9 protein-coding genes are annotated in these 14776 nt (G+C 49.4%); 3 read left to right on the forward strand and 6 right to left on the reverse strand.

Translation table 11 applies throughout. The annotated features are described in order from the left end of the window. Positions 1-18 precede the first annotated feature (18 nt). Positions 19-1071, forward strand: coding sequence for a TIGR03032 family protein (locus C8R34_RS06110; protein WP_110338842.1), 1053 nt, complete (start codon positions 19-21; stop codon positions 1069-1071). Positions 1072-1118: 47 nt separating this feature from the next. Here the strand turns inward: C8R34_RS06110 and C8R34_RS06115 are convergent, their stop codons facing one another. From C8R34_RS06115 to C8R34_RS06135, 5 genes are all read right to left on the reverse strand, one after another. After that, positions 1119-4487, reverse strand: a complete 3369-nt coding sequence (locus C8R34_RS06115; RefSeq protein ID WP_181415478.1) for an EAL domain-containing protein — start codon at positions 4485-4487, stop codon at positions 1119-1121. Between the two features lie 5 nt (positions 4488-4492). Continuing rightward, on the reverse strand, positions 4493-4915 hold the full coding sequence (locus C8R34_RS06120) for a response regulator (protein WP_181415479.1): 423 nt from the start codon (positions 4913-4915) through the stop codon (positions 4493-4495). Between the two features lie 6 nt (positions 4916-4921). Then, positions 4922-7243, reverse strand: coding sequence for a PAS domain S-box protein (locus C8R34_RS06125; protein ID WP_165872536.1), 2322 nt, complete (start codon positions 7241-7243; stop codon positions 4922-4924). A 255-nt stretch (positions 7244-7498) separates the two neighbouring features. Further along, on the reverse strand, positions 7499-7891 hold the full coding sequence (locus tag C8R34_RS06130; protein ID WP_110338848.1) for a hypothetical protein: 393 nt from the start codon (positions 7889-7891) through the stop codon (positions 7499-7501). Positions 7892-7961: 70 nt separating this feature from the next. Beyond that, on the reverse strand, positions 7962-9482 hold the full coding sequence (locus C8R34_RS06135) for a helicase HerA-like domain-containing protein (RefSeq protein WP_110338850.1): 1521 nt from the start codon (positions 9480-9482) through the stop codon (positions 7962-7964). A 185-nt stretch (positions 9483-9667) separates the two neighbouring features. On the opposite strand from C8R34_RS06135, the gene glk reads away from it, so the two are divergent. Further along, complete coding sequence (gene glk, locus C8R34_RS06140; protein ID WP_110338852.1) at positions 9668-10660, forward strand: glucokinase; 993 nt, start codon at positions 9668-9670, stop codon at positions 10658-10660. Between the two features lie 105 nt (positions 10661-10765). Beyond that, positions 10766-13327: an alpha-glucan family phosphorylase gene (gene glgP / locus C8R34_RS06145; protein ID WP_110338854.1), complete on the forward strand. Its 2562-nt coding sequence runs from the start codon at positions 10766-10768 to the stop codon at positions 13325-13327. Positions 13328-13939: 612 nt separating this feature from the next. On the opposite strand, the gene C8R34_RS06150 is transcribed toward glgP, so the two are convergent. Next, positions 13940-14677, reverse strand: a complete 738-nt coding sequence (locus C8R34_RS06150) for a neutral/alkaline non-lysosomal ceramidase N-terminal domain-containing protein (RefSeq protein ID WP_165872537.1) — start codon at positions 14675-14677, stop codon at positions 13940-13942. Positions 14678-14776: the final 99 nt, after the last annotated feature.

Here is a 14776-nt window from a genome sequence, read left to right on the forward strand (position 1 = left end):
TATACATCAGGATATCCAATGGATACTAACGAAACGACTGCCGCACCGGTGTTTGAAATCAGCACCTCCCGCCAGATGTTGTCTTGGCTGGCCGAACAAAAACTTGCCATTGCGCTGACGACCTATCAGATCGGCAAGTTGTATTTTATCGGTCTGAAGCCCGATAACACGTTGTCGGTATTCGAACGTAGCTTCAATCGTTGCATGGGCTTGTGCTCAACATCGAATGGTCTGTATATGAGCAGTCTGTACCAAGTCTGGCGTTTTGAGAATGTACTCGAACCGGGACAGCAGCAGGATGGATTCGATCGGCTGTATGTGCCGCAGGTGGGGTATACCACGGGGGATCTGGATATTCATGACATGGCGGTGGATAGCGATGGTCGCTTGGTGTTCGTGAATACGTTATTCGGGTGTTTGGCGACGTTGAGCGAAACACATAGCTTTAAACCCTTGTGGCGCCCTGCTTTTATCAGCAAATTGGCGGCGGAAGACCGTTGCCACTTGAACGGCCTGACGATGAAAGATGGTCGGCCGGGTTATGTCACTGCCGTCAGCCAATCCGATGTCGCTGATGGTTGGCGTGAGCATCGTACCGATGGCGGGATTGTCATTGACGTGAACCGCAATGAAATTGTTTGTACCGGCCTATCCATGCCGCATTCGCCGCGTTGGTACAACGACAGGCTGTGGCTGCTCAATTCCGGCACGGGAGAGTTCGGTTATGTTGACCTTGCGACGGGACGCTTTGAGCCGCTGTGTTTTTGTCCTGGCTATATGCGCGGCTTGAGCTTTCACGGACATTTCGCCCTGGTGGGTTTGTCCAAACCGCGCCACAATAAGACCTTCAGCGGTTTAGCACTGGATGCCAACCTGAAATCACGCAATGCGGAAGCACGCTGCGGCGTACAAGTAATCGACCTGCGCACCGGCGATGTGGTGCATTGGTTGCGCATGGAAGGCGTGGTTGAGGAACTTTATGATGTCATTACTTTGCCGAATATACGCCGCCCGATGGCACTGGGATTCAAAACCGATGAGATCCGTCGGGTATTGAGTGTTGAAGCCTAGGAGCCTGCCGGACTCAAGCAATCATAGCGAGCCCCTGGTAAGGAGCGTCACTCGAACATTGATTTCTCACGTATCCATGCTTCAAATTCCAAAGCCGGTACCGGTCTGTGAAACAAGAATCCTTGATAATAATCGCAGCCGTGCTGACGCAAGAAGTCCAACTGTTCTTCAGACTCTACACCTTCAGCAAGCACAGTTAACTTCAGACTGCGCGCCATGGCAATAATGGTAGCGGCGATTTCACGATCATTGGGGTCATCGGCTAGACCATGGACGAAGCTCTGATCGATCTTCAATTTATCGATGGGAAAGCGCTTCAAGTATGTCAGCGAGGAATAGCCCGTACCAAAATCATCGATCGCTAGGCGTACACCCAGGGCTTTCAAGGTTCTCAACGTATCGATGGATTGCTCTGCATGCTCCATGAACATGCTTTCGGTTAATTCCAATTCCAGGCAAGTTGCCGGAAACTGCGTTTCTGCCAATACGCGTTGCACCAATTCGATCAGATTGGCAGATTGAAACTGCCGCACCGACAAATTGACTGCCATCACCAATGGCGGCAGACCAGCATCCATCCAGGCGCGACCCTGAGCGCACGCGGTGCGTAATACCCACTCACCGAGTGGCACAATCAGCCCGGTTTCTTCGGCAATAGGAATAAATTTTCCCGGCGGCACCATGGCTTTATCGGGCGGCTGCCAGCGCACTAAGGCTTCAACCCCTACCACCCGGCCACTACCGGCATGAATCAGGGGCTGATAGTGGAGAACGAATTCTCCGGCGGTGAGCGCATAGCGCAGACGGGTTTCCAGTACCAAGCGCTCATTGGCAGCAATGCTTAGGGCTTCTGTATGGTAACGATACGTGTTGCGACCCTCTTGTTTCGCCAAATACATGGCCATATCAGCGTGCTGGATCAGCTCGGTAACGCTGCTCGCATCGTCTGGAAAAACGCTGATGCCGATACTGGCATTAATAAAGATCTCGTGACCACTCGGCAAAGTGAACGGCGTAGTGAGTAGATTAATCAAAGTTTTTGCTACAGTGGTCGGCTCACTGGGGTCTCTGATATTTTCAAGTACCAACAGAAACTCATCACCGCCCAATCGCGCCAGTGTATCTTCCTCACGCAGTCGTTTCTTCAAGCGGGAGGCCAGCATAATCAAGAGTTCATCCCCGATGGGATGACCTAGACTGTCATTGACATTCTTGAAGCGATCCAGATCGAGATAAAGCGTTGCAAGTCGGTAGTTATGCCGTTGTGCCCGTTCAATGGCATGATGTAAACGTGATTGCACCAACAAACGATTTGGCAAACCGGTCAATGGGTCATAGTGGGCAATACGCATGAGACGCTCTTCAGATTCTTTCACCTGTGTAATGTCAGTGAATACACCCACATAATTGCAAGGCTCATTTCGATCGTTGCGTACCGTATTGATTGCCAGCCATTGAGGATAAATCTCTCCATTCTTGCGGCGATTCCATATTTCTCCGCGCCAATACCCTACCTGAATGAGACTACTCCACATTGCCTTGTAAAATGCTTCGTCGTGCCGTCCCGATCTGATGACCTTTGGGTTCTTGCCGAGCACCTGTGCTTCGCTGTAACCGGTAATTTCAGTGTAGGCACGATTGACCGCAAGTATACGTGGCTCCAGATCGACAATGACTATACCTTCCCGAGCGGACTCAAATACGGCAGCAGCCTGCTTTAATGTTTCCGTTGCATATACCTTTTGTACAGCCAGCGCAGTGATGGAAACGAATTCATTAATCAATGCCAGGTCGGCAGGCACAGGTTCCCGAGGGGTATGGTAATAGATGGAAAAGGTGCCTAATACTCTTCCAGCTTCATCCTTGAACGGTACTGACCAGCAGGCATGGAGGTTGGCTTTACGTGTTAATTCCAGATAAGGCTGCCAATAAGGGTGCTGATCAATGTCAGAAACAATCACCGGTTCACCATACCACACTGATGTACCGCAGGAACCGTTGCCATCACCGATTTTCATTTCTTCGACGACTGCATTGTAATCATCCGGCAAGCTTGGCGCCACATTATGCTTAAGGCGCCCGGTATGCTTATCCAGCAGCAAGATAGAGACCAGCATGTCGGGATTGATGGTCTCCAGGCGCTGAGCAATGTCATTGAGAATCACTGCAAGCGGTTGATTGGTAACGATCAGATCCAATGCCGATTGATGCGCCCCACGTATGAGCTCGTCTCGTTTTTGTTCACTGATATCCAGCCAAGCACCCACAATTTCCAGAGGTCGGCCATCCACACTCCTTACTAACCTAAGTTCATCCAGAATCCAGACTACTCGTCCGTCACGGTGAAAAAACCGGTAGTCATGGGTCAGCTGACCATCAGTAAACAAAATGGATTGGCGCGCCAATACCGCTTCACGATCATCCGGATACACATGTGAGTACCACCAGTCCGGAGCCAGCGCTTCTTCTTGCGTGTAGCCCAGCAGTCGTTCGATGTTTTCGCTGACCCAGATGGATTGAAGCGTTTCTCCTACAAAATGAAGGTTGTATAGAATAGTCGGGCTGGCAGCCAGCAAATGGGAAAGACGCAGGCTGGTTCTCTTCAAGCTGATCCGTTCGCGAGTCAGCTCTGCCTGGTGTTGTACTTTTTCCAGTATGGCGACGATCTCGTAGAGATAGCCTTCATGCTTGGATAGATAATCATCCACACCCAAATGCAATGCACGAGCAGTCACCATCTCACTGCCCTGACCTGTAATTAGGACGATAGGGATATCCAACTTACGATCATTACGTAGTCGTTTAATGAATTCCAGACCATCCATACCCGGCATACGGTAGTCGACTAGGAGTACATCAAATGCAGCAATCTGTTCAACCGGGTCAGTAGGTAGAAGCGCCAGTGCATCTTGGGTACTTGTCATTGCGGTCAGGTGAACATGGGGCGTATGCGAGGCCAAATGGCGACGCATCAGATCGATATCAGAAATATTATGCTCAATATATAGAACACGCAGCAGAGGTTGGTTGCGATCAACGCTGCAACGGAAACGACCCACTGCATTGCGCAAGGTACGAGGCAGGCGCTCCAGATAATCGTCCCGTTTGATCAAGTAATCATCCGCACTGGCTTTTAGTGCAGCAATGGCGGAATCTTCGTCACCTGAGCCGGTGAGAATTACAACTGCCGTTGATAGCCGTTGCTCCCGTACGCTGGCCAATGCCTCTAAACCGGAACCATCCGGCAAGGAAAGATCGACCAGCAGCAAATCGTAAAAGCCTGGCTCGGCCAATTGTTTTAGTCCTGCAGTTAGCGTTACCGCCACTTCCAGTTCGATTTCAGGCGCAATCCGCGCCAGAGTACGCCGGGCTAGATCAGCATCACTGGCAGAATCTTCAATATAGAGAACACGCATCGTGCTTATCTGGGCAGCTCGTTGAAAACGCACCAATAAAGCTCGATCTGTTGCGCCACATCCAGAAAGTTTTCGAAATCTACCGGCTTGATAATGTACGAGTTGACGCCTAGATCGTAGGCAGTTTGGATGTCACGGTCTTCTTTAGAGGTGGTCAGCACGACGATCGGAATGCGACGTAGCACGGTGTGTGCTTTCAGTGTTCGCAACACAGTAAGGCCATCAATTCGCGGCAACTTCAAGTCTAACAAGATCACGGTCGGCTGGGTTTCCCCTGATTCCCAGCGAGGTATCCACGCTAACGCTTCTTCGCCATCCCGTGCTACCAGTACTGGATTGGCAAGCTTTCGGCGCTGGAAAGCACGCAAAGTTAAATCAACGTCATGTGGATTATCTTCGACAAGAAGAATCGGCGGATATGCATTCATAATGATTTACTCCATAGTGCTTTCGAGTTCCTGCACGGCAGACAATTCCAAATAGAAGCTTGCGCCTTCACCCGGTACGCTCTGCGCCCAAACACGGCCTCCCATGCGTTGCATGGCTTTCTTGACCAGCGCCAAGCCGATACCCGTACCAGGATAATCCTCCAAGCGGTGGAGACGCTCGAAAATCTCAAAGATGCGTTGATTATACTTCATGTCAAAACCAATGCCATTGTCACGAATCCACAGAGTAATGTGATGATTATCCTTGGAGGCGCCGAATTCAATCTGTGGATTCAGGGAGTGCTTGCTGAATTTAATCGCATTTTCCAGCAGATTACGTATCACCAGCTTCAAACCCTCACGGTCACCGAGAACCATGAGTGGAGGCAAATTAGCAACGATTTCAATATGATGCAAAGCAATATCTTCAGCGCGCTCCACTAACACCTGATGAACTACGACGGCCAGATCCAATGCACTGGATTCCAGTTTGCACCGTTCCATACGCGAATAAGTCAACAGATCATTGATTAACTCATTCATGCGCGTGACACCGGTACGAATGTTGCTGATAAACAAACGCCCTTCATCATCCAGCCGATCGGCGTAATCCTCTTCCAGAAGCCGACTGTACCCATCAACACCGCGTAACGGCGCTTTCAAATCATGGGAAACGGAATAAACAAAACTTTCCAATGATTGATTGAGCGCTTTTAATTCCGTAGTGCGCTCCGTAATCCGTTTTTCCAGATCGACATTGAGCTGAAGCGCCTCCTTAGCCTGTTTCTGCTGCGTGATATCCTCGGAGAAAATAACTATACCGCCAATCGCGCCACTGCCCAGATACCAAGGCCGTACCTCCCAACGTAACCATTGCACCCTGCCATCGGCCCGTTCGAAACGATCTTCGTCAGAACGCATGACTTCTCCGACCAAACATCTGCGATGGATAGCTTTCCATTCCTCGCCGATCTCCGGAAAAACGTCGTAGTGGCTTAATCCCAGCAAATTACTATCGCCCAGTGCGTAATCACTACGCCAACGTTGGCTCAGTGCGAGATAGCACATTTTCTGATCGAACATGGCTAACGAAGCCGGCGCGTATTCAATAAATAATTTAAGCTGCTCTTTGCTTTCTTGCAGCACCACTTCAGCTAGCTTGCGTTCAGTGATATCCTGCATCGTACCGCGTAATGCTGTAATCCTGCCATCTGCATCGCGTATCGCTTTACCGCATGCGATAACCCAGCGATGACCACCATCTGAGCGCACCACTTCAGCGTCGCATTCATAGGCAAGCCCTTTCTCCAAGCATCTTTCCACAGCAGCGGTGAGATTAACCCAACTCTTTGCAGTGAAATACTGCGAGGTTTCCTGATAACTGAGTGGCGGCAAATCCAAATCACGACCGTAAATGCGATAGATTCCCTCCGACCAAGTACATTTGTTGGTGTTGACATTCCATGTCCAGTGACCCAGATTAGCGATGCGTTTCGCTTCTTTCAGGCTCGCCTCAACTTCTTTACGGGCTTGAATATCTTCAACAATGGCAATGAAAAAATTCGGCGCATTATCCGGTTTTCGGACTAAAGACACCGTAAGATTGATCCAAATGATACTGCTATCTTTACGGATGTAGCGCTTTTCCATTGAAAAAGTGGCAATTTCACCGGCGAGTACCTGCCGCACATAATTCAGGTCGGCATCCAGATCATCGGGATAAGTAATATCCTGAAAGGTGAGCGTCCTCAGTTCATCACGGCTATAGCCGACGATCTGGCATAGTTTGTGGTTGATATGCAACCAGCGTCCCTCGAGTGAAATAATGGCAATACCCACTGCTGCCTGCTCAAGAACGGCCTGAAAGCAAATCTCGCTTTCTCGAAGTTGCTCGTGCTCGTTGATAGCACGTTCATGACTGGCCATGGATTCGGTAACATCTTCCATATGATGAATAATGTAAGTCATATGGCCTTGTGCATCGAATACCGGAGTATTGACCGGATTCCAGTATTTGCGTTCGATGTTTCCGCTGCCGTCCCGTAGCGGAATATCATACTTCTGCACATTCATGGTATCCGAGTGCTTTGCGCTGATAACCCGGCTCAAAGAAACGCGAAAATCACGGATGCTGCTGCAAGCAGAAGCCGGATTATCCGGAAAAACATCAAACAAGCCATGCCCAGCAATCGCCTCTCGCTCTGTGCCAATCACTTCCAGGTATTTATTACTTACTGCCACGATGGTAAAACCGTCATCCGCTCGCAGAATCAGGTATGGATGTGGGCTTGCCTCAAATAGTTGCTGGTAAGGTGGAATATCATCCATGGGCATCTTTCAGCACTTAAGGAGTCGCCAATAAATATGTGTAGTGGATAAAATAGATTTTTTGCATCGTGCATCCTCTACTGATACCCGATGATATTTAAATTTATAATCTTTCATTCTAAATAATATACTTATTTAGAGAGGCCTTCCAGTTTGGGATACGCTCGGGTTGGTTGAATATTTAACTATCCAGACGAGTAATCAAATCAGTCATTCACCAGATTTCATCATCGTTGAATTCACTGGAATCCAAGCTCACTGCGCATGAATCAATTGACTCGGGGTGGGTATGGTTTGAGTCATTTTCGGTGCGGTCCATTGCGTGGTCCAGCGTAGCACCGGCATATCTCGATTCACCGCAGTGTGTGTGGTTGCCGCATACAGGTCGCAATCCACGCCTCTGCTGGCAATTTCATTGGTCCATTCTTCTCGGATTTTCTGTGGTGCCAGCGTCGCCACAGTTAGCCGCTCACATAACTCGTAATTGGCTGACCAGGTGTTGCGCAATTGCCGCTGCGCAGGGTCGCCGCCGTATATTGAATATGAAACGCAACCGGCAAGCAGCAGGATGAACGCGATGAACAGTGATTTCATGATGGTGTTCATAGGATTCAGGCACACGAAACACGCGCTGGCGATTTTCTTCATTGTCTATTGCTCTCCTCAATGAATGCCCTATTTTTAAGTAAAAAACCCATTAAAAACAAATCCATTCGAACTAACGCCGTTTTTGCCCCAATATCGACCCGAGCAAACCGCGGGTAATCTCGCGTGCGATGGACGTCCCCACCGAACGGGCGGCGCTTTTTGCGAATGCGTCAATCACCCCTTCACGGCGCCCGCCGCGCTTGCCGGACGAGCCCAGCAGTAAATCGCCTAGATCGGCCAGAATTCCTTCGTCTGCGGGTTTGCGCAAACTTCCGGAACCGTCCGCTTGCGCTGAATGGCCAAGCGATTTTTCAGTCCCGCCACGCGCTCTCAGCAATTCAAAAGCGCTTTCGCGGTCGATTTCCTGCTCGTAAACACCGGCAACGATCGACGACCGCATCAATTCCTTGCGCTCGTCCACTGTAATCGGGCCGATTTGACTGACCGGTGGCAATATCATGGCACGTTCGGTCATGCAAGGCGAACCGTCGGCATCGAGAAAGGAAACCAATGCCTCGCCAACGGACAGCTCGAGAATGGCCTGTTTAACATTCAATTTCGGATTAGGCCGCATGGTTTCGGCAATCGCATTCACCGCTTTCTGATCGCGCGGGGTAAAAGCCCGCAACGCATGTTGCACGCGATTCCCCAGTTGACTCAATACTTTTTCCGGAATATCGAAAGGATTCTGCGTAACGAAATAAACCCCCACACCTTTGGAGCGAATCAGCCGTACCACTTGCTCGATTTTTTCCAGCAACGCAGGCGACGCCATGCTGAACAATAAATGCGCCTCATCGAAAAAGAACACCAGTTTAGGCTTCTCGCGGTCGCCGGTTTCCGGCAGATTTTCGTACAATTCGGACAGCATCCACAGCAAAAAGGTACTGTAGAGTCGCGGTGAATTGAGCAGCTTGTCAGCTGCCAGAATATTGACAACGCCTTTGCCGTCGATGGTCTGCATCAAGTCTTCGATGTTCAGCATCGGCTCGCCAAAGAATTTTTCTCCCCCCTGCTCTTCTATTTGCAGCAAGCCCCGCTGGATCGCACCAATCGAGGCCGATGAGACGCTCCCATATTGGGTTTTGAACTGGCTTGCATTGTCACCGACAAATTGCAGCAATGCACGCAAATCCTTCAGATCGAGCAACAGCAGTCCATGATCGTCGGCCACTCTAAAAACCAGCGTCAGTACACCCTCTTGCGTTTCATTCAGACTCAGCAGGCGCGCCAGCAACAGCGGCCCCATATCGGAAATTGTGGCGCGCAGCGGGTGGCCGTTTTCCTGCAGCACATCCCATAGAGTCACCGGGAAACCTTGCCATTGTGGGGGATCCATTTTTAATTGATTCAGTCGCATCGCCATTTTGTTTGTCAGCGACCCGGGTTTACAAATACCCGTCAAATCACCTTTGACATCCGCCATAAACACCGGCACACCCATACTGGAAAAACCTTCCGCCAGCTTTTGCAGCGTCACTGTCTTGCCGGTACCGGTGGCACCGGTAATACAACCATGCCGCGTTGCCATCGCCGGCAAGAGCACCAGGTCAGCATTACTCGTTTTAGCGATAATCAATAGATCAACCATAGCGTCAACATAACACCTAAAAAATTTTGATCAAAGAGACTGAAAAATCAACAGCTGCCAATATTGGGAAAAATGTACTGAATGCGTCAGTGGTTGTCAAATGGCATCGATAGCGGAGAAAATAAGTCAGTCGATGTATACTCACGCTACAGCCTATTTGAATTTCCTGAATTGATACTTACTTGATGAACAAACAATTTATCTACGGCGATATCGGTGGCACCAAAACCATTCTGCAACTGACTGAAATAATCGCTGGAGAAATCCAGCGGCCATTCACGCAGTACTATGAGAGTCAAAGCTTCGCAACTTTCTCCGACGTCTTACGGGATTTCCTGAATCGAGCCGACTTGGCAGATCCTCCCTTAGCAGCGTGCTTTGCAATAGCAGGCCCCATCATCGCACAACAAGTCAAATTAACCAATCTGCGCTGGCACATCAATAGTGCTGATATTGCGCACGAATTCTCAATTCCCAAGGTCAAGCTCATCAATGATTTTGAAGCAGCTGCATTGGCTGTTGAAACACTCTCGCCTGACGATCTGATGACACTGCAAGCAGGGCAACCCCATGCACAAGCAATGCGTGTCATTCTGGGCGCAGGCACAGGCATGGGAGTAGCGTGGCTTGCCTGCTTGGAAGATCGTTACTTCGCATTATCGACCGAGGCGGGTCACATAGATTTCGCGCCGTCCAACCCATTGCAAATCGATCTGCTTGAATCGCTTCAGCATAAATTCGGCCATGTGTCGGTGGAGCGTTTGCTATCCGGTTCGGGACTAACGCACATTTTTAATTTTCTGCAAACGAATCAAAAAACACCGTCAGGCTTGGCAGCGCCAACGCTTAAAGAAGATAGCGGCGCTACCGTCACGACACTGGCGCAGACCCACCAACATCCGCTGGCCATCAAGTCTCTGAATATATTTGCTGAAATTTATGGCGCTTATGCGGGTAATCTAGCATTGGCGGGATTATGCCGTGGTGGTGTATACATTGCCGGCGGCATTGCACCCAAAATAATCAATACCCTCAAGTCAGGCGACTTCATGCGCGCCTTTTGCGATAAAGGAAGATTTTCCGCACTGATGCATGAAATTCCGGTACATATCATCACAAACCCTGAAATTAGCTTGCTCGGTGCACAACGGGCAGTACATAATCTACTCAATAAATAGTTAAAATTGAGAATTTGGCAATTGTAAGTTTGAATGCCCGATATTTCACTCAATGGGTTAACCCACCCGTAGTAATAAAAATAATTTCCATCCAGGAGAATCTCCATGTTTTCACGCACTGCTTTCACCATCACCGTTAATCCTAAAATACCACCGCGCCTTAAGCGCTTGGAAGAATTGGCCAATAATCTCTGGTATAGCTGGGACCGTGCCACGCGCACGCTGTTTTCGCGATTGGATCCGCATTTGTGGGAAGCAGTAGGACATAACCCCAAGGCATTTCTCAAGCGCGTGGATGAGTCGGTGCTGCTAAGAGCAACGGAAGACCGGGTGTTCCTCGCTACCTACAATAGCATTCTGTCGACTTATGATTCGTATCATGATGCGCCATCTGTACAAAGCAGTACCGATACCGACAATTTAAGCGCACAAGATCAAGTTGCTTATTTTTGTTTTGAATTTGGTTTTCATGAAAGTCTGCCGATTTATTCTGGTGGTCTGGGCATTCTCGCCGGCGATCATTGCAAAGCAGCCAGCGACTTGCATCTACCGTTTGTAGCCATCGGTTTACTCTATCGCCAAGGATATTTCTCGCAAACGATCGATATCCAGGGTAACCAGCAAGTTACCTACACCATGTCGGATTTCGAGGATCTTCCGGTCACGCCGGTGCTGCATGAGGATGGTTCGGGTCTGCATATTGAAATCACATTACCGCACCGCAATGTGGTTGCAAAAATCTGGCAGGCGCAAATCGGTCATGTCACACTGTATCTACTCGACACCGACTTACCGGAAAATTCTCCACAAGATCGCTATATCACGCACAACCTATACGGTGGCGACAAGATTATGCGCATCGAGCAGGAGATTGTTCTGGGCATGGGCGGTGTGCGCGCACTCCAGGCACTGGGCATACAACCAACCATCTGGCATATCAATGAGGGCCATGCTGCGTTCATGATTCTTGAACGCATCCACAATCTGGTGCAGCAAGGACTCGACTTTGCCAGCGCACTGGAAAGCGTGGCAGTCAATACAGTTTTCACGACACATACAGCCGTTCCCGCCGGGCACGATCATTTCAGTCCGGACGTCATGCACACCTATTTCGACAACTTTTATCGCGGTCTCAGCATTTCCCGTGAAACATTCATGGCGCTCGGCCATGTGTCCGGCAGCCCCGATTTTAATATGACCGCCTTAGCGATTCATGGCTCGCGCACACACAACGGTGTCAGCAAAATACACGGCGGGGTATCCGCCAGCATCTGCCGGGATCTGTGGCCACAAATCGAACCGGAAGAAAATCCCATCGCCTATATTACCAATGGCGTTCATGTACCAACCTTTCTGGCACAAGAATGGTCCGATCTGTTTGACCGTTATATCGGCCATGAATGGCGCAATAAAATGCGTGACAATCAGTACTGGACGCGCATTGATGCTATACCTGATCATTTGTTCTGGAGCGTGCGGCAGTCGTTAAAATCGCAAATGTTCCACGGCATCCGTTCGCGCATCACTGAGCAAAACACTAGAAATCGCGGCTCGGAAGCGCATCTCGACCGACTCCTGAAGTTTGTCGATCCGATTAATCCGAATATCCTGACGTTAGGCTTTGCCCGTCGTTTCGCCACTTACAAACGCGCCGCGCTGCTATTCGATAATCTCGACTGGCTACGCAAAATCATTCTGGATCAGGAACGGCCTGTACTACTGATTTTTGCCGGCAAAGCGCATCCTGCCGATGTACCGGGACAGGATCTCATCCGGCGCATCAGTCAAATCGCGCACCTTCCAGAATTTGAAGGCCGATTGTTATTGGTCGAAGGCTACGACTTGAGGCTTGCCCGACGCTTGGTTGCCGGTGTGGATGTTTGGCTTAACAACCCGATCTATCCGCTGGAAGCCAGCGGCACATCCGGCATGAAAGCGGGAATTAACGGCGCAATCAATCTGAGCGTGCTGGACGGCTGGTGGGGAGAAGGCTACGACGGAAAGAACGGATGGGCGATCAAACCGGGACCGGAGGATATGGAGGGCGTGTTGCGCGATCAGGAAGAAGGCAGGGCGCTGTATGAAATCTTGCAAGATCAGGTCGTGCCGTTGTATTACAACTATGGCAAGCTCGGCTACTCGCCTGAATGGGTAAAAATGGCCAAACGTTCCATGATGTCGGTGCTGCCACGGTACAACGCAACTCGCATGGTCGGTGAATATGTGACTAATTTTTATTATCCGGCCAGTAAAAAAGGCGCACTATACGCTGCCAATGACTACGCTGAAGCAAAAAATATTGCCGCATGGAAAACCAAAATAAGAAATGCGTGGCATGGCATCAAACTGCGCCGCCTGGATCCTGTGCGTGAACGTGTACCATTTAACGAAACGTTGAACTTCAAAATAGCCGCCAGACTAAACAACTTGTCGCATGAAGATGTCGTCATTGAACTGCTGATATGCCGCCAATTTAAAACTACGCGCTTACGCAACTTCCAGCATTTCAAGTTCGAATTTACCGGCACTCAGGATGCGGATGAACATCTGTTCGAACTCAAACTGATGCCGGAATTATGCGGCAAACAGGAATATTTCATTCGTATTTATCCTTATCATCCACTACTGACCCATCCATTGGAAATGGGCTTGATGGTGTGGTTGTAAGTTAAAGAATAAAGCACCCCGCCGCAAGCAGCGGGGTATTAACTGCGTTCTTCAATCTGCTGGCTTTCAATCAGCTTACGCCCCAAGCAACGGAGAATTAAGCCCGCAGAGATTTAAGGATGTTTTTCGTTCGCATCGCAAACGGATTCTGTTGCTCAGCGCCCCGGGGGCTGGCAAGCATCGCCAGCTGGGATTTACACTTACCAATCCTGGATTGGGTAGGGCGCGTCTCGCCATAGCCAAAGCTCCGAAACGAACAACTACTGTTTCCACTTGATGGCCTGGATGAGCTAGGCAGTCCACGTACTATTTATCCCGACGACAAAAAACTATATGATCCACGAGCTCTCTTCCTTGGCGCACTCGCCCGAACCATATCTCATCGCGACTTCTTGGCTGACGACAGTCATTTTGCTGCTTCAACCAGAGTCAATCCACTTTCTTTGAAAAACTTAACCGATTCCTTCCGAAATTCCTGACTATAGTGTGTGCGGGGTAATTCCATATCCATCCTCCATTTCATGTCTTCATTTTATGAAACTTCGGACTCCATGAAAATCAGCATACCTCACAAAGTGCAGCGCGCCCATGTCTGTCCTTTTAAAACTATCCCTATGGTTTCTTATACACTGCTGGTACATCAAACGGTGGTTCAAACAACGGTGATTTAAACTGACTGCTGGTTCCTGTTTTGATAGCATATGCCAACTTACCAGTCTCCTGCAAATAAGCATCCAGCGTGTAGGGGCCATATAGTGTTGATGCCCCCTCATATTCCTGGATAGCATACTCTTCTGCGGTGGTAACATATCCTGAATAGGCATTGCTGTAATTTGAAATTACGATGCGGGCATTTTCTTGTCCTAATATCTCGCGCAGTTTTGCCTTGAGACGGCGCCCAGCAGTGGTTGTAAATTCAGCGGGAACACCGACAATCGAAATCTGACCGATCTGCATCATCTGGATAGGAACAATGTGTGGTACTAAAGGACAGTCTTTCTCCGTTTCTTGGCTCTGGTCGGCTGAGGTGTATTTCAACCTCCACAGACCTACAGGAAACATGATCGGTTTCATACCATGTCCAATTATGTAGGAAGGTGTGTAATTAGTATTTGGAGCAAGTTGGTCAGGAACAATCCAGGACCATTGACCCTCCGGACCGGATTGCGGTTTTTCTATTTTATCTGGAAAAAAGAACTGTCCGAGTATACTGAAGAAATAGGAGCTGGACGAAGAAACAGGCCAAGCTGCGACTATCTGAAGAACAGTTTTAAGAATAGGTACAAGTGAAGGTAGAGCCGCTTTTATGCCAGCAGGCCCCAACGCTAGGGAACCTAAAAGTCCCGTCATAAGCTGTATTAGTTCCGACTTGATCTGACACATCACTTGCAAAAGTGAGAGTTACCGGTTTTGATAAAGGTATCGAATCTCAATCAAAACAAAAGAGGT

The organism is Nitrosomonas sp. Nm84 (genome assembly GCF_003201565.1).
Classification (GTDB): domain Bacteria; phylum Pseudomonadota; class Gammaproteobacteria; order Burkholderiales; family Nitrosomonadaceae; genus Nitrosomonas.